Annotated in this window: 16 protein-coding genes; 12 read left to right on the top strand and 4 right to left on the bottom strand. The window is 71.6% G+C overall.

Annotated features, from left to right (window positions below; all coding sequences use genetic code 11):
• Window positions 1-22: 22 nt before the first annotated feature.
• Both GLX25_RS09005 and GLX25_RS09010 read left to right on the top strand, forming a co-directional pair.
• Window positions 23-385: a YciI family protein gene (locus GLX25_RS09005; protein ID WP_155842169.1), complete on the top strand. Its 363-nt coding sequence runs from the start codon at window positions 23-25 to the stop codon at window positions 383-385.
• Window positions 386-1,627 (top strand): RNA polymerase sigma factor, encoded by a 1,242-nt coding sequence (locus GLX25_RS09010; RefSeq protein WP_155842170.1) that lies wholly within the window; start codon window positions 386-388, stop codon window positions 1,625-1,627. It abuts the gene before it with no gap.
• On the opposite strand, the gene GLX25_RS09015 is transcribed toward GLX25_RS09010, so the two are convergent.
• Window positions 1,603-2,196: a GNAT family N-acetyltransferase gene (locus tag GLX25_RS09015; RefSeq protein WP_166548641.1), complete on the bottom strand. Its 594-nt coding sequence runs from the start codon at window positions 2,194-2,196 to the stop codon at window positions 1,603-1,605. The genes GLX25_RS09010 and GLX25_RS09015 overlap by 25 nt on opposite strands.
• 146 nt (window positions 2,197-2,342) lie before the next feature.
• Here GLX25_RS09015 and GLX25_RS09020 point away from each other — a divergent pair, with 146 nt between their 5' ends.
• Window positions 2,343-3,716, top strand: coding sequence for an ATP-binding protein (locus GLX25_RS09020; protein WP_155842171.1), 1,374 nt, complete (start codon window positions 2,343-2,345; stop codon window positions 3,714-3,716).
• A 95-nt stretch (window positions 3,717-3,811) separates the two neighbouring features.
• Here GLX25_RS09020 and aceB read toward each other — a convergent pair whose 3' ends face one another.
• Window positions 3,812-5,503, bottom strand: a complete 1,692-nt coding sequence (gene aceB, locus GLX25_RS09025) for a malate synthase A (protein ID WP_155842172.1) — start codon at window positions 5,501-5,503, stop codon at window positions 3,812-3,814.
• 114 nt (window positions 5,504-5,617) lie between these two features.
• Window positions 5,618-6,943 carry an isocitrate lyase gene (gene aceA / locus GLX25_RS09030; protein ID WP_155842173.1) on the bottom strand — a complete coding sequence of 442 codons (1,326 nt, stop codon included), beginning with the start codon at window positions 6,941-6,943 and terminating at the stop codon, window positions 5,618-5,620.
• 211 nt (window positions 6,944-7,154) lie between these two features.
• On the opposite strand from aceA, the gene GLX25_RS09035 reads away from it, so the two are divergent.
• From GLX25_RS09035 to GLX25_RS09070, 8 genes are all read left to right on the top strand, one after another.
• Window positions 7,155-7,508 (top strand): hypothetical protein, encoded by a 354-nt coding sequence (locus GLX25_RS09035; protein ID WP_155842174.1) that lies wholly within the window; start codon window positions 7,155-7,157, stop codon window positions 7,506-7,508.
• A 79-nt stretch (window positions 7,509-7,587) separates the two neighbouring features.
• The gene (locus GLX25_RS09040) at window positions 7,588-7,959 is read left to right on the top strand and encodes a PadR family transcriptional regulator (protein WP_155842175.1); all 372 of its coding nucleotides are present in this window, start codon (window positions 7,588-7,590) and stop codon (window positions 7,957-7,959) included.
• 1 nt (window position 7,960) lies between these two features.
• The gene (locus tag GLX25_RS09045; protein ID WP_155842176.1) at window positions 7,961-9,394 is read left to right on the top strand and encodes a permease prefix domain 1-containing protein; all 1,434 of its coding nucleotides are present in this window, start codon (window positions 7,961-7,963) and stop codon (window positions 9,392-9,394) included.
• A gap of 247 nt (window positions 9,395-9,641) precedes the next feature.
• Window positions 9,642-10,826, top strand: a complete 1,185-nt coding sequence (locus GLX25_RS09050) for an ABC transporter ATP-binding protein (RefSeq protein ID WP_271192520.1) — start codon at window positions 9,642-9,644, stop codon at window positions 10,824-10,826.
• A 98-nt stretch (window positions 10,827-10,924) separates the two neighbouring features.
• A complete protein-coding gene (locus tag GLX25_RS09055; protein WP_155842178.1) occupies window positions 10,925-12,112 on the top strand; it encodes a polyamine ABC transporter substrate-binding protein in 1,188 nt (395 codons plus the stop codon).
• Complete coding sequence (locus tag GLX25_RS09060; RefSeq protein WP_166548642.1) at window positions 12,105-12,998, top strand: ABC transporter permease; 894 nt, start codon at window positions 12,105-12,107, stop codon at window positions 12,996-12,998. Before GLX25_RS09055 ends, GLX25_RS09060 begins: the two co-directional genes overlap by 8 nt.
• Window positions 12,995-13,933 carry an ABC transporter permease gene (locus tag GLX25_RS09065; RefSeq protein WP_240898262.1) on the top strand — a complete coding sequence of 313 codons (939 nt, stop codon included), beginning with the start codon at window positions 12,995-12,997 and terminating at the stop codon, window positions 13,931-13,933. The genes GLX25_RS09060 and GLX25_RS09065 overlap by 4 nt, the downstream gene beginning before the upstream one ends.
• A 210-nt stretch (window positions 13,934-14,143) precedes the next feature.
• Window positions 14,144-15,820 carry an amidohydrolase gene (locus GLX25_RS09070; protein WP_155842179.1) on the top strand — a complete coding sequence of 559 codons (1,677 nt, stop codon included), beginning with the start codon at window positions 14,144-14,146 and terminating at the stop codon, window positions 15,818-15,820.
• Window positions 15,821-15,837: 17 nt separating this feature from the next.
• Here GLX25_RS09070 and GLX25_RS09075 read toward each other — a convergent pair whose 3' ends face one another.
• Window positions 15,838-16,485 carry a GNAT family N-acetyltransferase gene (locus GLX25_RS09075; protein ID WP_155842180.1) on the bottom strand — a complete coding sequence of 216 codons (648 nt, stop codon included), beginning with the start codon at window positions 16,483-16,485 and terminating at the stop codon, window positions 15,838-15,840.
• A 195-nt stretch (window positions 16,486-16,680) separates the two neighbouring features.
• Here GLX25_RS09075 and GLX25_RS09080 point away from each other — a divergent pair, with 195 nt between their 5' ends.
• A complete protein-coding gene (locus GLX25_RS09080) occupies window positions 16,681-18,219 on the top strand; it encodes a helix-turn-helix transcriptional regulator (protein ID WP_155842181.1) in 1,539 nt (512 codons plus the stop codon).
• The last annotated feature ends 66 nt before the right edge of the window (window positions 18,220-18,285 follow it).

Raw genomic sequence — 18,285 nt, forward strand, 5'->3', positions numbered from 1 at the left:
CCCGACACGAAAGGACACTCCCATGCAGTATATGCTCCTGCTCACCAGCGCCCCAGGAGAGGGGCCGCAGCCGGGCAGCCCCGAGGAAGCCGCGGAGATGGGCGAGTGGTTCGCCTACGACGACATGCTCAAGCAGGCCGGCGTCTACGTCTCGGGCGAGGCGCTGCATCCGTACGAGACGGCGACGACCGTGCGCGTGCGCGACGGCGCCACGGTCGTGACCGACGGGCCGTACGCGGAGACGAAGGAGTACCTCGGCGGGTACTACATCATCGACGTCGACGACCTGGACGCGGCGATCTCGTACGCCGAGAAGGTGCCGAACATCGGCTACGGCTCGGTCGAGCTCCGCGCGGTCCTCGACCTCTCCGAACTCACCGGGTAGATGCCGCGCTCCGAGGTCGCCGAGGTGTTCGGCGCGGAGTGGCCGCGGCTCGTCGCGACCCTGCGCTCCGACCTCGGCGACCTCGACCTCGCGGAGGACGCCGCCCAGCACGCCTTCGCGACGGCGTCGGAGCGGTGGCCCGTCGACGGCGCGCCGGACGCTCCCGGTGCGTGGCTGCTCACCGTGGCACGACGCTGGGCCATCGACCGGGCGCGTCGCGACGTGCGGTGGGCGCGCCGCGTCGCCGACGTGCGGGCCGCGCTCGAACTGCCCCAGCGCGCTCGCGGTGCGGTCGCGGACGACCTCCTCGCGATGATCTTCGGATGCTGCCACCGCGCGCTCGACGAATCGGCGCAGGTGGCCCTCACCCTGCGGTACGTGGTCGGCCTGCCGACGGCGTCGATCGCCCGGTCGTTCCTCGTCCCCGAGGCCACGATGGCCAAGCGGCTCGTCCGGGCGAAGAAGAAGATCGCGGCGACGAACATCCCGTTCCAGGTGCCGGATCGCGAGCACCTCGGCGACTCGCTCCACGGCGTGCTGCGGACCGTCTACGTCATCTTCACCCAGGGCCACGCCGCACCGAGCGGAGACCTGATCCGCGGAGACCTGTGCGACGAGGCGCGATGGCTCGCCGGATGCCTCTGCGAGCTCCTGCCCGACGAGCCCGAGACGTGGGGCCTCGCCGCCCTGCTCGCCTTCACCGATGCACGCCGTCCCGCGCGCCTCGACGCCGACGGCGAGATCGTCCTGCTCAGCGACCAGGATCGCTCGCTGTGGGATGCCGGGGCGATCGCCGAGGGGCGGACGCTGCTGGCGCGAGCACTGCGGCTGCGTCGGGTCGGCACGTACCAGCTCCAGGCCGCGATCGCCGCCGCGCACGCCGGGGCGCCGACGTTCGACGACACCGACTGGGCGACCATCCGCCGGTTGTACGCGGTGCTCGGCAAGCTCGAGCCGTCGCCGATCGTGCGCCTCAACGAGGCCGTCGCCGCATCGCTGTCGGAGGGGAGCGACGCGGGCCTGGCGCTCCTCGCACCGCTCGGCTCGGAACTGGCGGACTACCACTACTTCCACCTCGCGCACGGGGACATGCTCGTGCGGGCCGGCGACCCGGCCGGAGCCCGCGCGGCGTTCGACCGGGCGCTCGACTCCTGCGACAGCGAGACCGAGCGACGGGCGATCGGCCGGCTCGTGTCCAGCCGCCTCGGCGACGCGCCTCAGAGCGAGCGCTCGAGCACGTGATCGTGCTCGACGCGATCGCCGAGCCGGAAGCCCTTGGTGCCGACCACCTCGAACCCCTGCTTCTCGTAGAAGCGGATGGCGCGGCCGTTCTCCAGGTTCACGCCGAGCCACACGACCGCGGCGCCCGTCGCCGCGGCCGCTGCGAGGGTCGCGGCCATGAGGGACCCGGCGATCCCGGCGCCGTGCGCGACCGGGTGCACGTACATCTTGCTGAGCTCGATCGCGGGACGCGTCGTGACGCTGGACGCGGCATCCTCGTCGGCCGGCACGCCGTCCTCGGTCGACACGAGCATCGACCAGCCGACCAGGCCGCCCGTCGCGGCGACCGCCTCGGACTCGGCGAGCGCGATGCCCGCGCCGCTCGCGCGGTCGGGCTCCGCGACGAGGATGGTCCGGTCGGGATCGACGAGGTACTCGGCGAACCGCACCTCGCTGAGCTGCTCGGCGATGAACCATGCGATGGCGTCGGCGGTCGTCGACGGCGGGCACGCGAGGGGGAACGTGACGGCGGCCAGGCGCGCGAGTGCCTCGGCATCGCCCGACGTCGCGGGCCGGATCGTGACGGTCACACGCCTGACGCTACCCGTGCGCCGTGATCCGGTCCATCGATCGCCCGAGCGTCGCGCCTTGATCGCCCGAGCGTCGTCCGTCGATCGCCGGAGCGTCGCGCCTCGATCCCGTGCCGGACTCGGCCGGCGGGTGGCAGGATCGGCGCATGGATGTTCCCTTCGATCGCGTGACGGCCCGCTCCGACGACGGGCGCTCGTTCCAGATCCCCGGCCCGGTCGACGGCTTCGTCGTCGGCGCGCTCGTGGTGATCGACGACGGCGAGCGCCGCCAGCTCGGGCTCGTCGAGCAGCTCGACGAGGAGCGCGGGCACCTCCGCGGGCGGCTGCTGGGCCTCATCGCCGACGGCCTCCTCGAGACCCGTGCGACCTCGCCGTTCGCTGCGGCCAGCGTGGCGGCGGTCGATCCGGCGTCGGTCGACCTGCTGCACTCGGCGACCGGCGCGGCGCTCGAGATCGGCACCGACCTCACCCCGCCGGGCGGGCCGGCGAAGCTGCTGCCGCACCGGTTCAACCGGCACACGTTCTGGTGCGGGCAGAGCGGGTCGGGGAAGACCTACGCGCTCGGGGTCGTGCTCGAGCAGGTCATCGCGCACACCGCGCTGCCGGTCGTCGTGTTCGACCCGAACTCCGACTTCGTGCGCCTCGGCGAGCTGGTCCCGGGCGCGACCGGGCCGACGGCCGACGCCCTGCGCGAGCGCGACATCCGCGTGCTGCGGCCGAACGTGCCGGGCGCCGATCCGCTGCGCGCCCGTTTCGTCGGGATGCCGATGGCCTCGAAGGCCGCCGTGCTGCAGCTGGACCCGGTCGTGGACCGGCGGGAGTACAACGCGCTCGTGCACCTGCGCGACACGCTCGACGCGACCGACCTCGGAGCCGTCCTGCCGACGCTCCGCTCGTCGGACGATCCGGTGCACCGCGACCTCGCCCTGCGGATCGAGAACCTGGGCCTCATGGAGTGGGAGGTGTGGGCGGGGGCCGCCGGCGCGGCGACCGACGTGATCGACGAGCGACCGGATGCCACGGTGCTCGACCTGGGCGGCTTCTCGACGCCCGAGCAGCAGCTCGTCGTCGCGCTCGCGGTGCTCGACGAGCTGTGGGCCCGGCGCGAGGAGCGCCGGCCGGTGCTGCTCGTCATCGACGAGGCGCACAACCTCTGCTCGCCGCAGCTGGACTCGCCCGTCGCGATCGCCGTGCGGGAGCGACTGGTGCAGATCGCGGCCGAGGGACGGAAGTTCGGCCTGTGGCTGCTGCTGTCGACGCAGCGGCCATCGAAGGTGCATCCGGGGATCATCTCGCAGTGCGACAACCTCGCGCTCATGAAGATGAGTTCGCCGATCGACCTCGAGGGGCTCGCGACGTACTTCGGCTACGCGCCGACCGGCCTCATCGCCCGCTCGCCGTGGTTCCGCCAGGGCGAGGCCCTCTTCGCCGGCGGGTTCGTGCCGGCGCCCACCCTGCTGAAGATGAACCCGCGCGTGACGCCCGAGGGCGGCGTCGACGTCCCCGTCCCTCTCCGCTGACACGGCGAAGCGGATGCCGCGGGCTTCCCGTCCCGCGGCATCCGCTCCCTCGGTCTCGATACGGTCGCTTCGCGTCCTACTCGACCATCGACCGGCTACAGGAACCGGGCGTACGCCCCGACGGTGAGGAACGTCGGGAACTCGGGCTCGAGCGCGACCGACCGGAACACCGAGATGGCGTCGTCGAACCGGTCGCCCTCGAAGCGGGGCAGGTCGGCCACGGCGGCCGCCATGATCCGCACGATCGACGTCTGGTCGATGCGCGTGCCCTCGGCGGTGACCGTGTTGTCGTGCAGCCACTGCCACACCTGCGAGCGCGAGATCTCCGCGGTCGCGGCGTCCTCCATCAGGTTCTCGATCGCCGCGGCGCCGGTCCCTCGGAGCCACGACTCGATGTACCGGATGCAGATCGAGATGTTGTCGTAGACGCCGGCCTCGGTGACCTCGCCGCCGACCGACGGGATGTCGAGCAGCTGCGCGGCCGTGACCTGCACGTCCTCGCGGAGGCGATCGACCTGGTTGGGCCGGTCGCCGAGCACCGCGTCGAACTCGGCGCGCGCCGTGGGGATGAGGTCGGGGTGCGCGACCCACGTGCCGTCGAACCCGTCGCCCGCCTCGCGGCGCTTGTCGGCCGAGACCGCGGCGAGCGCGCGCTCGGTGACCTCCGGGTCGCGGCGGTTCGGGATGAACGCGCTCATGCCGCCGATGGCGTGCGCACCGCGCTGGTGGCACGTCGAGACGAGCAGTTCGGTGTACGCCCGCATGAACGGCACGGTCATGGTGATCGACTTGCGGTCGGGCATCACCCAGCGGCGGCCGCGCGAGCGGAACGTCTTCACGATCGAGAAGATGTAGTCCCAGCGACCGGCGTTGAGGCCGGCGCAGTGGTCGCGCAGCTCGTAGAGGATCTCCTCCATCTGGAACGCGGCCTGGATCGTCTCGATCAGCACGGTCGCGCGGATCGTGCCGTGCGGGATGCCGACCTCCTGCTCGGCGAACGTGAAGATGTCGTTCCAGAGCTTGGCCTCGCGGTGCGACTCGAGCTTCGGCAGGTAGAAGTACGGGCCGCGGCCGCCCTCGATCAGGGCCTTCGCGTTGTGGAAGAAGTAGAGCCCGAAGTCGACGAGCGAGCCCGAGGCGTGCATCGCCCGCCCGGCCCGGTCGTGGAACTTGAGGTGCTTCTCCACCAGGTGCCAGCCGCGCGGCCGGAACACGATGGTCGGCGTCTCGGTCGCGGTGACGCGGTACTCCTTGCCCTCGGGGCTCGTGTACTCGAGCTCGCCGCGCAGGAAGTCGAAGAGCGACAGCTGGCCCTCGACGACGTTCGCCCAGGTGGGGCTCGTGGCGTCCTCGTGGTCGGCGAGCCACACCTTCGCGCCGGAGTTCAGCGCGTTGATCGCCATCTTCCGGTCGGTCGGACCGGTGATCTCGACGCGGCGGTCCTCGAGTCCGGGGCCGGCGCCCGCGACGCGCCAGGTGCGGTCGTTGCGGATCCACTCGGTCTCGGGCAGGAACTTCGGGTCGCGGCCGTTCGCCGCGTCGACCCGGGTCTGCAGTCGGACGGCGAGCAGCTCGTGCCGCGTATGCGCGAAGCGCTCGTGCAGCTTCGCGAGGAACGCGAGCGCCTCGGGCGTGAGGATCTCGTCGTACCGCTCGCCGAGCGGCGCGGTGACCTCGAGGTGCGGCTGCACGGTCTGGAAGCTGCCGGTCGCCGGCTTCGGCTCGGGCGTGGTGGGCTCGGTGCGAGCGGATGCCGCGGCATCCGTTCGCTCGATCGTGATGGTCATGATCTCGTCTCCTTCGGTGCGACCCCGGTGGTCGAGTAGGCCCGTCAGGGCCGTATCGAGACCGGTGGAGGGTCTCGGTACGCGCTTCGCGCTACTCGACCAGCGGGATCGGAATCAGTGCTGGAACTGCTCTTCCTCGGTCGATCCGACGAGGGCGAGGGTCGCGCTGTTCGGGTTCAGCGCCGTGGCGATCTGGTCGAAGTAGCCGGTGCCGACCTCGCGCTGGTGGCGCGTGGCCGTGTAGCCGTCGGCCTCGGAGGCGAACTCGGCCTCCTGCAGCTCGACGTAGGCGGACATGTGGCGCTCGTTGTAGTCCTTGGCGAGCGTGAACATGCCGTGGTTCAGGGAGTGGAAGCCCGCCAGGGTGATGAACTGGAAGGCGTAGCCCATGGCCGCGAGCTCGCGCTGGAACTTCGCGATCTGGTCGTCGTCGAGATGGCGCTTCCAGTTGAACGACGGCGAGCAGTTGTACGACAGGCGCTTGCCGGGGAACTTCGCGTGCACGGCCTCGGCGAACCGGCGGGCGAGCTCCAGGTCGGGCTCGGCCGACTCGACCCAGAGCAGGTCGGCGTACTCGGCGTAGGCGAGGCCGCGGGCGATGACCGGCTCGATGCCGTTCTGCACGTTGTAGAAGCCCTCGGCGGTGCGCTCGCCCGTGACGAACGGCTGGTCGCGCTCGTCGTGGTCGCTCGTGAGGAGCGTCGCGGCGAGCGCGTCGGTGCGGGCGATGATGATCGACGGGACGCCGGCGACATCGGCCGCCATGCGGGCCGCGTTGATGGTGCGGATGTGCTGGCCGGTCGGGATCAGCACCTTGCCGCCCATGTGGCCGCACTTCTTCTCGCTGGCGAGCTGGTCCTCCCAGTGCACGCCGGCCGCGCCGGCCTCGATCATCTGGTGCATGAGCTCGTACGCGTTGAGCGGTCCGCCGAAGCCGGCCTCGGCGTCGGCGACGATCGGCGCCATCCAGTCGCGGTCGTCGGTGCCCTGCTCGACCTGGCCGGCGCGGAGCAACGCGTTGTTGATGCGGCGCACGACGGCCGGAACCGAGTTCGCCGGGTAGAGCGACTGGTCGGGGTAGGTCTGGCCCGACAGGTTGGCGTCGGCGGCGACCTGCCAGCCCGAGAGGTAGATGGCCTTGAGCCCGGCGCGCACCTGCTGCACGGCCTGGTTGCCGGTCAGGGCGCCGAGCGCGGCCGACCACTCCGGGTCCTCCATGCGCTCGAAGGCGGTGCCGGTGTTCTTCCGGATGTTCTCCCACAGCTTCTCGGCGCCGCGCTTGGCGAGCGTGCGCTCCTCGCGCACCGGGCCGCGGAGGGCGATGACGTCCTCCGCGGTGTAGTCGCGCTTGACGCCCTCCCACCGGGGGTCGGCGTCCCACTCGAGCTGGAGCTCGGCGGCGGTCTGCGTCTGGTCGCCGGGGCGGTTCGTGGTGCTCATCGTGGTGCTCCTTCGGTGCAGCGTGCGGATGTCTCGTGGTGTCCGTCGGGCGCCTCCTGCGGTGCCGTCCGGGGGTCTGTGGAACCATGCTGCGCGCCCTCCGAGGGGGTCGGGCGACGAATCGGGGGGTGAACTTCCGCGGTTCTTCTGCGTTCCGGAACAACCGCGGGGCGGCCGGATGCCTCGTGGCCGCCGGGGGCAGAATGAGCACGTGACGCACGACGACGGGCTCACCGACGACGAGCGTCGCCTCGGGCGGCGACGGTCGCGGCTGGGCGTGCTCGGCGTCGCGCTGTTCGTCGGCGGGCCGGTGGTCGGTGCCGCGCTCGCGGTCGTGGGCGTGCTCGTCGCGCTGCGCGAGGATCCGCGGTGGGCGCTGCTCGTGGTCGCCGGGCTCGGCGTCGGCCTCGGGGCCACGGTCATCGGCCTGCGAGTGCTGACCCGGCTCGAACGTGCGCGATCGGCCGACGCCGCCGGGGCAGCCGACGCAGCCGACGCCGCCGACGCAGCCGACGCAGCCGACGATTCCACGGAGACCGACTCCCCTCACGTGCCCGACGAGTGATACCTTGTGCTGCAAGGTACCTTGCAGTACGAGGTATGGGCGCGGGGCGCAGCCCCGGCACGCGGAGGGAAGGGCACGCATGCGAATCGGGAAGGACCTCGTGGCCGCCTCGGCCACACCGGTCGTGCTCGGCATCCTCGCCGAGGGCGAGTCGTACGGGTACGCGATCCTGCAGCGGATCTCGGAGCTCTCGGGCGGCGAGCTCGAGTGGAGCGACGGCATGCTCTACCCGCTGCTGCACCGCCTCGAGCGGCTCGGCCACGTCGAGTCGCACTGGGGCGCCTCGCCGACCGGGCGCCCGCGCAAGCACTACCGGCTGAGCTCGCAGGGTGCGGCGACGCTCGCCGAGCAGCGACGCCAGTGGGACGTCGTCGGCGACGTGCTCGCGAAGGTCTGGCCCGACGGGCCGGGCGGCGGCGGTTCCGCGCGGCTCGCGCTCGGAGGTGCCTGAGATGACGCTCGAAGAACGACGCGAGCTCGACGAGCTCGTCGCCACGTGGCGCGAGTGGCTGGAGCGGCGCGACGCGCTCAGTGCGCACGACATCGACGAGCTCGAGGGGCACCTCCTCGACCGCGTGGACTCGCTCCGATCGGCGGGCCTCCACGACGACGAGGCCTTCCTCGTCGCCGTGAAGCGCCTCGGCGCGGTCGACGAGCTCTCGCGGGAGTACGCGCGGGTGCACTCCGAACGGCTCTGGAAGCAGCTCGTGCTCGACGACGACCCGAACGGCGGCGGGCGCACCGCGGCATCCGGCGACCTCGGCGCACCGGGCGCACCGACCTCCGTCCTCCGCCGCGCGAACGGCCTCGCCGTCGCGCTCGGACTCGGCGTCGGCGCGGGCCTCGCGGTCAAGGTCGCCGACCTGATCGGCGTCGATCCGACGTTCTTCCTCCGCAACGCCGCGATCCTCGTGCTGCCGTTCCTCGCGGCCTGGTTCGCGTGGCGGCACCGGCCGCCGGTCGGCGCGCTCGCCGGCATCGCCGGCGCCTTCGCGCTCGCGGCCGTCGTGCTGAACGCCTATCCGTTCGGTCCCGGCGCCGGTACCGCCGCCTTCGCGACCGAACCGTCGATGACGGAGTTGCTGGCGGCCGTCCATGCCGCGGTCGCGCTCTGGCTCGTCACCGGCATCGCCTATGCGGCCGGCGACTGGCGGAGCGGCGACGCGCGCATGGACTTCGTCCGGTTCAGCGGCGAGTGGGCGGTCTACTACCTGCTCATCGCGCTCGTCGGCGGCGGTCTCTCGATGCTGGCCGTCGCGGTGTTCGGCTCGATCGGCGTCGACGTCCTGCCGTTCGTCGGCGAGTGGGTGCTCCCCTGCGGCGCAGCCGGCGCGGTGCTCGTGGCGGCTTGGCTCGTCGAGGCCAAGCAGCGCGTCATCGAGAACATCGCTCCCGTGCTCACCAAGGTCTTCACGCCCCTGTTCGCGCTCATGCTGCTCGCCCTCGTCGTCGCCGCCGCGCTGCAGTGGAACCTCGTGGATGCGAACCGGGACCTCCTCATCGCGTTCGACCTCGTCCTCGTCGTCGCGCTCGCGCTGCTCGTCTACTCGTACTCGGCGCGCGACCCGCTCGTCCGGGCCGGCTGGTTCGAGTGGATCCAGTTCGTGATGCTGGCCGGCGCGCTGGTCGTCGACCTCGTCGTGCTCGTCGCGATGGTCGGGCGCATCGGCGAGTTCGGCTTCAGCGCGAACAAGACGGCGTCGCTCGGGCTGAACCTCATCCTGCTGGCGAACCTCGCCAGGGCGGCCTGGCTGCACCTCGGATTCCTGCGCGGACGGATCCCGTTCCTCCGACTCGAGCGGTGGCAGACGGCGTACCTACCCGTCTACGTCGCGTGGGCCGCGGTGGTCGTGGTGGCGTTCCCGCCGCTGTTCGCGTTCGCGTGACGACGGGCCGGGCCGGGCCGCGCCCGTCCCGGCTTCGGCGAGCGGATGTCGCGGGGCCGCGTTTCGCCCGTATGACGAACCGGGCCGGTCCGTTTCACCCGCGTGACGATCCGTCGGACGATCTGTCGCGGGAACCGCCGTCCGGCGATGGATCGTCCGGTTATCCACCCGGCCATTGCACAGGCGTGCAACAGGGGTTTGAATGGCCGGACGCGACGCGGCGTCAGTGAACCGGAGGTGCCCACAGGTGACGACAGCGACCGAGGCGAGGACCGTCTCCCCCACCGACGAGCGGGATGCCGCATCCGGATCCGTGGAACTCCAGCAGGTCACGAAGCGCTACGGCGACGCGGTCGCGGTCGACGGCCTCTCGCTCACCATCCAGCCCGGCGAGTTCATCTCGCTGCTCGGCCCGTCGGGCTGCGGCAAGACGACGACGCTGCGCATGATCGCCGGCTTCGAGCAGCCCGACGAGGGCGACATCCGCATCTCCGGACGATCCGTCCTGGGCGCCCCGCCATACCGCCGCGACGTGAACACGGTCTTCCAGGCGTACGCGCTCTTCCCGCACATGACCGTCGCCGAGAACGTCGCGTACGGCCTCCAGCAGCGCCGCACGCCCAAGGCCGAGGTCCGGCAGCGCGTCTCCGAGGCGCTCGACCTCGTGCAGATGCGCCGCTTCGCCGACCGCAAGCCCACGCAGCTCTCCGGCGGACAGCAGCAGCGCGTCGCGCTCGCCCGCGCGCTCGTCAACCGCCCGTCGGTGCTGCTCCTCGACGAGCCGCTCGGGGCGCTCGACCGGCAGCTGCGCGAGGAGATGCAGCTCGAGTTGAAGCTCCTCCAGTCGCGGCTCGGCATCACGTTCGTGTTCGTGACCCACGACCAGGGCGAGGCGCTCTCGATGAGCGACCGCATCGCGATCATGCGCGACGGCCGCATCGAGCAGCTCGCCGACGCCGACACGATCTACGCCCGGCCCACTTCGGCGTACGTCGCGGCGTTCGTCGGCCAGCAGAACTTCTTCCGCGGGACCGCGGCCGAGGGCGGCTCGACGGTGGAGTCCGTGCACGGCCTCGTGCGCGGCATCCGCTCGGATCGTCTCGCGCCGATCGCCGACGGCACGTCGGTGCAGGCCGCGGTGCGCCCCGAGTTCGTGCGCATCGAGGCGGATGCCGCGGCCGGCGCCCCGGCGACCGGCGCGAACCGCGTGCAGGGCACCCTGCTCGGCGTCTCGCACCTCGGCGAGACCATGCAGTACCTCGTGCGCCTCGGCGACGACCAGAGCCTGATCGCCCGTCGCCCCACCCCCGAGGCGCCCGACCTCGCGGTCGGCTCGGCCGTCTCGTGCTCGTGGAGCGACGCGAGCGTGCAGGTTTTCCCGTCCGACGACGCGGCCGCCGCGGGCGGCTACGTGGCGCCGCCGACGCACTGACGCCGGCCGGCCGCAGCCGGAACGTCGCACGCCCAACCGCCCGCCCGCCCACCCGCACCACCGAACCCAGCAATCCGCCCGAACCCCCAAGGAGCGACATGGCCGAGAAGTCCACCCCCGTCCGGATCCTCGCGAGCACCGAGCAGGTGCCGATCCTCCAGCGCGCGATCGACCGCCGCCGGTTCCTGAGCTTCGCCGCCGCCATGGGCGGCACCGCGTTCCTCGCCGCGTGCTCGTCGCCCGGCGGCGGCACCTCGTCGGCGCCCGTCGCGACCGGCGGCGAGCTCGAGGGTTCGCTCAGCATCTACACGTGGGGCGACTACGACTCGCCCGACGTCGTGGCGTCGTTCACGTCGGACTTCGGCCCGAAGGTCACGTTCGACTCGTACGGCTCGAACGAGGAGCTTATCTCCAAGCTGGTCGCCGCGAAGGGCACGTCGGGGTACGACATCATCGTGCCGACCGGCGCGTTCATCCCGCAGATGATCGAGAACGGCATCATCCAGCCGCTCAACAAGGACCTGCTGCCGAACATCGAGCACATGGACCCCGCCTTCCTCGGCCGCAGCTGGGACCCCGAGAACGAGTACTCGATCTGCAAGGCGTGGGGCACGACGGGCTTCGTCTACGACAAGACGGTCATCACGCGCGAGCTGAAGGACTGGAACGACTTCCTCGACGCCGCGCAGAACGAGGCGAGCGGCAAGACGAGCGTGCTCGACGACCCGGCCGAGGTCACGGGCCTCTACTACTGGGCGAACGGCATCGACTGGAACACCACCGACGAGGCCGAGATCGCCGCGTGCGAGGACTTCATCGTGAACACCCTGGCGCCGCACATCTCGGCGTTCGACTCCTACCCGGGCGGCCAGGCGATCCCGCAGGCCACGCAGGTGCTCATGCAGGCGTGGAACGGCGACGCCCGCATCGGCATCCTCGAGTCGCCCGACCCCGACCGCTGGCAGTGGGTGCTCGGCTCCCCCGCGACCGAGCTCTGGATGGACAACTGGGCGATCCCGGTCGGCGCTCCGCACCCCGAGGCCGCGCACGCGTTCATCGACTGGACGATGGTCCCCGAGAACCAGCTCCTCCAAGTCGACTACATCGGCTACCACACGGGCGCCGCGGGCATCGAGGATGCGGCGAACGAGGCCGGCCTCGAGATGCTCGACCTGGTCTTCTTCACCGAGGAGCAGATCGCGACCATGAACGACGGCGAGGTCAACGAGGCCCAGCAGGCCAACGTCGACATCTGGAACAAGGCGAAGGCCGCCGCCGGTGCGTAGTCTCCGCCTGCCGAGCTTCGCCCTCGCGATCCCCGCGTGGGCGTGGCTCGTCACCTTCTTCGTCGTACCGGTCGGCGCGGTGCTCTACTTCAGCTTCGGCTACAAGCCGGGCATCTTCGGCACCCACGCGACCGACGTGCTGTCGTTCGACCGGTACGCCGAGGCCCTCTCGCCGACCTTCTTCGAGGTGTTCATGAACACCCTGTGGGTCGGCATCGCCGGAACACTCCTGTGCCTGGCCATCGGCCTGCCGGTCGCGTACTGGATGGCCGTGAAGGCGCCCGCGAACCGCCGCGGGCTCCTCATCGCCCTCGTGATGGTGCCGTACTGGACGAACTTCCTCGTGCGCACGATCGGGTGGCAGATCATCCTCGCCCCCGAGGGGTGGATGTCGCAGCTGCTCCAGACGGTCGGCATCACCGACGGCCCGCTCGAGATCCTGTACACCCGCACCGCGGTGCTGATCGGCGTCGTCTACAACTACCTGCCGCTCATGATCCTGCCGCTCTTCGTCGCGTTCGACCGCGTCGGGCCGGCGCTGCGGGAGGCGTCGAAGGACCTCGGTGCGAACCGCGTCGGCACCTTCCTCCGCGTGACGTTCCCGCTCGCCCGCCCCGGCATCATCGTCGGCCTGCTGCTCGTGTACATCCCGCTCATGGGCGACTACATCACGGCGACCGTGCTCGGCGGCGCGCAGGGCAACATGGTCGGCCAACTCGTGGCGAGCCAGTTCCAGGCCGCGCAGAACTGGGCGCTCGGCTCGGCCATGGCCGTGCTGCTCATCCTCGTGATCATGGTCTCGGCGGCCGCGATCGGGCTGCTGCTGTGGCTCGTCTCGCTGCCGTTCCGCGCCCGCACCCGCGTCGCCCTGGAGGCCTCGGCATGACCACCACCGCACCCGAGACGACGATGACGGATGCCGCGCCCGGCGCCGCCGAGGCATCCGCCCCCCGCACGCCCGACGCACCCGTCGCGCGACGCGCGCGACGCTCCCCGGTCGACGTCGGCCTGACGGTGTGGAGCGTGCTCGTCTTCCTGTTCCTGTTCGCGCCGATCATCGTGATCCTCGTGTACTCGTTCAACAACGGGCGCCTGCTCATCGCGTGGAACGAGTTCGGGTTCGAGCCGTACCGCGCGCTCTGGGAGAAGCCCGCGGTGCGGGACGCCGTCGCGGTGTCGCTGCGGACCGGCGCGATCGCGGCGGTCCTCGCGACCCTCCTCGGCACGCTCGCCGGCATCGCGCTCGCGAGGAAGCCCGGCAAGTGGGCGCTGTGGTTCATCGGGCTGCTGCTGCTCGTGTCGGTCACGCCCGAGATCGTCGACGCCGTGGCGCTGCTGCCGTGGCTCGTGTTCCTCGGCCAGGACGCCGGGCTGTCGATCTTCAACGACGGCACCGTGCGCCTCGTCGTCGGCCACTCGCTGTTCTCGACCGCCGTCGTGACGTACATCGTGCGTGCTCGACTCGTCGGGCTCGACGCGCAGCTCGAGGAGGCCTCGGCCGACCTCTACGCGCGGCCGTTCACGACCTTCCGCCGCGTGACGCTGCCGCTCGCGATGCCCGCCGTGCTGGCCGGCCTGCTGCTGTCGTTCACGCTGAGCCTCGACAACACCGTCGTCGCGGCGTTCGTGCAGGTCTCGGGCTCGACGCCGTGGCCCGTCTACGTGCTGAGCGCGCTGCGCGGCGGCCTCCGCCCCGAGATCGCCGCGGTGTCGACCGTGATGCTGCTGCTCACGCTGGCGGCACTCGCCCTCGTCGCGGTCGTGCTGAAGCGCGCCGGCGACTCGGCGACGCAGATCGCCCGCACCATGTCGGGCGGCTGATCCCCGCACCGGCATCCGCCTCCCGGTGGTCGAGTAGGCCGCAGGCCGTATCGAGACCCGCACCCGGTGGTCGAGTAGGCCGCAGGCCGTATCGAGACCCCCGCTTCCGGTGGTCGAGTAGGCCGCAGGCCGTATCGAGACCCGCACCCAGGTGGTCGAGTAGGCCGCAGGCCGTATCGAGACCCCGCACACACGAAAGGACCCCCTCCCATGACCCACGCCGACCTCGTCTTCACCGGCGGCCCCGTCTTCACGGCCGACACGGTCCGCTCGCGCGCGAGCGCGGTCGCCGTGCGCGGCGGCCGCATCGTCGCGGTCGGATCGGACGACGACGTCCGCGACCTGGTCGGCGCGTCGACCGAGGTCGTCGACCTCCGCGGGCGGCTGCTGGTCCCCGGCTTCCAGGACGCGCACGTCCATCCCGTCTGGGGCGGCCTCGACCTCATGCGGTGCGACCTCGCCGAGCTCTCGACGCAGGAGGAGTACCTGTCGCGCATCGCCGAGTACTCGGCCGCGCACCCCGACGACGAGTGGGTGCTGGGCGGCGGATGGTCCATGTCGGCGTTCCCCGGCGGAACGCCGACCGCTGCGGCCCTCGACCGGGTCTTGCCCGACCGCCCGGCGTTCCTGCCCAACCGCGACGGCCACGGCGCGTGGGTGAACTCCGCCGCACTGCGTCTCGCCGGGATCGACCGGGACACCCCCGACCCCGCGGACGGCCGGATCGAGCGCGACGCCGACGGCAACCCCAGTGGCACGCTGCACGAGGGCGCGATGTCGCTCGTGAACCGCCTGCTCCCCGAGACGAGCCTCGAGACGCTCACCGAGGCCGTGCTGCTCGGCCAGCGGTACCTGCACTCGTACGGCGTGACTGCGTGGCAGGACGCGATCGTCGGCACCTACGGCGACGCCGGCGACCCCGGCCCCGCGTACGTCGCCGCCGCGAACGCCGGGAAGCTCACCGGCCGCGTGGTCGGTGCGATCTGGTGGGACCGCACGCGCGGCATCGAGCAGATCCCCGACCTCGTCGCCAAGCGCGACGCCTACCGCGCCGGCCGCTTCGCCGCCACGAGCATCAAGATCATGCAGGACGGGGTCGCCGAGAACTTCACGGCCTCGATGCTCGAGCCGTACTGCGACGGCCACGGGCACTTCACCGACAACTCGGGCATCTCGTTCGTCGACCCCTCCGTGCTGAACCCGGCGGCCGCCGAACTCGACCGCCTCGGCTTCCAGCTGCACTTCCACGCGATCGGCGACCGCGCCGTGCGCGAGTGCCTCGACGCGGTCGAGCACACCGTCGCCGCGAACGGGCGCAGCGACCACCGCCACCACATCGCGCACATCCAGGTCGTGCACCCCGAGGACATCCCGCGGTTCCGCGAGCTCGGCGTCGCCGCGAACATGCAGTCGCTGTGGGCGGCGCTCGAACCGCAGATGGTCGAGCTCACCCTGCCGTTCCTCGGCGACCCGCGGAGTGCCTGGCAGTACCCGTTCGGCGACCTGCTCCGCTCGGGCGCGGTGCTCGCGGCGGGGAGCGACTGGTCGGTCTCGACGCCCGACCCGCTCGCCGCCATCCACACCGCGGTGAACCGGAAGTCGGCGCCCGCCTACGCCGAGGGCGACTACGAGGCGTTCCTGCCGGAGCAGGCGATCGACCTCGCGACCTCGCTCACCGCGTACACCGCGGGCTCGGCGTGGGTGAACCACCTCGACGACGTCACCGGCACCATCCAGGTCGGCAAGTACGCCGACCTGGTGGTGCTCGACCGCGACCCGTTCGCGGGGCCGGCATCCGAGATCGGTGCGACGCGCGTCGAGCAGACGTTCGTCGAGGGCGAGCGCGTGTACGCGGCGGATGACGCGGGGGCGGTGCGCGCGGCCTGAGCGCCGGTCCCGCTTCGTCAGGCGCCGAGCTGCGCCCGGACCGCATCGTCGAACCCGTCGACCTCGAGGGTCCACTCGGGCCTGATGAAGGCGTTGCGCTCCAGCCGCAGCAGCACCTCGCGCTCGACGTGCTCCGCCCGGGAGACGACGCGCTTCTCGCCGTTCTCGACGTAGCCGAGGCGGCGCGAGACGCCGAGTGAGGCCGCGTTCCAGTCGATCGCTCCCGACTCGGCGACCTCGGCGCCGAGGTGGTCGAAGCAGAACGCGAGGACGGCCGCGCGCATCTCGAGGCCCAGGCCGACGCCTTGGCGCGACGCGGTGAGCCACGACCCCGTCGAGACCGTGCGGAGCGTGGCGAGCCGCGTCGCGCGCACGTCTTGGACGCCGATCGGCACGCCGTCCTCGATCACCGCGAACAGCAGCGTCCAACCGTCGGGGGTCGTGCCGACGCGCTCGCGCCAGACGTGTCGTGCGAGCTCGCGACCGATCACGTCCGGTGCCTGGTCCGTCCACGGGAACGCGAACGGCATGACCGCGGGGTCGTGGATGCCGCTGAGCGCTGCGTCGGCGAGCCCGGCGAGGTCGTCGTCGCGCACGAGGCGGAGTTCGAGCCGCGGCGTGCGCAGGGTGAGGCCGAAGAGCGGCCAGACGTCGACCAGGTCCATCGCACGACCCTATCGACGCACTGGAGGGCAGGGTCGACGGCGAGCCGGATAAGCACGACTAATGACAGCAGAACCATGGAAGTTCGACAGGATGCGCACCTGAATCCCCTTGATTCCCGAGGAAATCGCACTCCATCACGGAAATTTCGTGATCCTTCCGTTTGCGTGCTGTGCGTGCTCATGTGAGCATGAGGCATGGTCACCGTCGATCCCGCTCGCATCTCGGCCCCGCACGCCGCGTACGCCGCCGCGCCCTCCCGAGGCGTCGGCGTGGTCGGTGCTCCGCCCGAGCCCGGGCCCGACGAGGTCGACGCGCTGACGCTCGGCCGCCGCATCCGCGAGCGCCGCCTCGCTGCCGGCATGACCCTCGGCCAGCTCGCCGCGGCGATCGACCGCGCCCCGTCGCAGGTCAGTGCGATCGAGAACGGCAAGCGCGAGCCGCGGCTCTCGATGCTCCGCACCATCGCCCTGGCCCTCGGCACGACGGCCGACGAACTGCTGCGCCCGGATGCCCCGTCCGAGCGGGCCGCACTCGAGATCGCCGTGGAGCGCGCACAGCGCGGCCCGGTGTTCTCCGCGCTCGGTCTCGAGCCCTTCCGCGTCGCGAAGACCATGAGCGACCAGACGCTCGGTACGATCCTCGCGCTGCACAACGAGATCGACCGCCTGCACCGCGAACGTGCAGCGACCCCGGAGGAGGCGCGCCGGGCCAACGCCCAGCTGCGCGCCGAGATGCGTGCGCGTGACAACTTCTACCCCGAGCTCGAGGCGAAGGCGGCCGAGCTCCTCGAGGCCGTCGGCCACGCGGGCGGCCCGGTCTCCCACCAGCTGGTCGCCGACATGGCGAGCCACCTCGGCTACTCGCTGCACTACGTCGGCGACCTGCCGCACTCGACGCGCTCGGTGACCGACAAGCGCAACGGACGCATCTACCTGCCGACCCAGCAGTCGCCCTCGCGCGACTCGCGCTCGCCGATCCTGCAGGCGCTCGCGAGCCACCTGCTCGGCCACGAGGAGCCCGGCAACTACGGCGACTTCCTCCGCCAGCGCATCGAGACGAACTACCTCACGGCCGCGATCCTGCTTCCAGAGCAGGCCGCCGTCCGCTACCTGACGGAGGCGAAGAACCTGCGCCGCATCTCGATGGAGGAGCTCCGCGACCACTTCGCGGTCTCGTACGAGACGGCCGCGCACCGGTTCACGAACCTCGCAACGGCGCGCCTCGACATCCCCGTGCACTTCATGAAGGTGCACGAGTCGGGCACCATCATCAAGGCCTACGAGAACGACTCGGTGCGCTTCCCCTCCGACGCGCTCGGCGCGGTCGAGGGCACGACGGTCTGCCGCAACTGGACGGCCCGAACGGTGTTCGACGTCGAGGACCGCTTCAGCCCCTGGTACCAGTACACCGACACGACGTCGGGCACCTTCTGGTGCACGTCGCGCATCGAGAAGGCAAAGGAGGGCGAGTACTCGGTGTCGGTCGGCGTGCCGTTCGAGCACGTGAAGTGGTTCCGCGGCCGGGAGACACCGCATCGTGCGGTGTCGCGCTGCCCCGACGAGTCGTGCTGCCGCCGGGCGCCCGACGAGCTGGCGGGCAAGTGGGCGGATGCCTCGTGGCCGGCCGCCCGCACCCCGACCTCGCTCCTCGCCGCCCTGCCCACGGGCACCTTCCCGGGTGTCGACCAGACCGAGGTGTACCAGTTCCTCGAGGCGCACGCGCCGCGCGCCTGACCGGTTCCCCGTCATTGCGCATGAGAATCCGGGGTTCGGAGCCCTGTCGGCCGGATCTTCATGCAC

Source organism: Agromyces luteolus (genome assembly GCF_009729855.1).
In the GTDB taxonomy this organism is placed as follows: domain Bacteria; phylum Actinomycetota; class Actinomycetes; order Actinomycetales; family Microbacteriaceae; genus Agromyces; species Agromyces luteolus.

Excerpts from the sequence above, each read along its gene's own strand:
- GLX25_RS09005 (WP_155842169.1), top strand. The coding sequence starts at position 23 with ATGCAGTATATGCTCCTGCTCACCAGCGCCCCAGGAGAGGGGCCGCAG.
- GLX25_RS09010 (WP_155842170.1), top strand. The coding sequence starts at position 386 with ATGCCGCGCTCCGAGGTCGCCGAGGTGTTCGGCGCGGAGTGGCCGCGG.
- GLX25_RS09020 (WP_155842171.1), top strand. The coding sequence starts at position 2,343 with ATGGATGTTCCCTTCGATCGCGTGACGGCCCGCTCCGACGACGGGCGC.
- aceB (WP_155842172.1), bottom strand. The coding sequence starts at position 5,503 with ATGACCATCACGATCGAGCGAACGGATGCCGCGGCATCCGCTCGCACC.
- aceA (WP_155842173.1), bottom strand. The coding sequence starts at position 6,943 with ATGAGCACCACGAACCGCCCCGGCGACCAGACGCAGACCGCCGCCGAG.
- GLX25_RS09040 (WP_155842175.1), top strand. The coding sequence starts at position 7,588 with ATGCGAATCGGGAAGGACCTCGTGGCCGCCTCGGCCACACCGGTCGTG.
- GLX25_RS09045 (WP_155842176.1), top strand. The coding sequence starts at position 7,961 with ATGACGCTCGAAGAACGACGCGAGCTCGACGAGCTCGTCGCCACGTGG.
- GLX25_RS09055 (WP_155842178.1), top strand. The coding sequence starts at position 10,925 with ATGGCCGAGAAGTCCACCCCCGTCCGGATCCTCGCGAGCACCGAGCAG.
- GLX25_RS09065 (WP_240898262.1), top strand. The coding sequence starts at position 12,995 with ATGACCACCACCGCACCCGAGACGACGATGACGGATGCCGCGCCCGGC.
- GLX25_RS09070 (WP_155842179.1), top strand. The coding sequence starts at position 14,144 with ATGACCCACGCCGACCTCGTCTTCACCGGCGGCCCCGTCTTCACGGCC.
- GLX25_RS09075 (WP_155842180.1), bottom strand. The coding sequence starts at position 16,485 with ATGGACCTGGTCGACGTCTGGCCGCTCTTCGGCCTCACCCTGCGCACG.
- GLX25_RS09080 (WP_155842181.1), top strand. The coding sequence starts at position 16,681 with ATGGTCACCGTCGATCCCGCTCGCATCTCGGCCCCGCACGCCGCGTAC.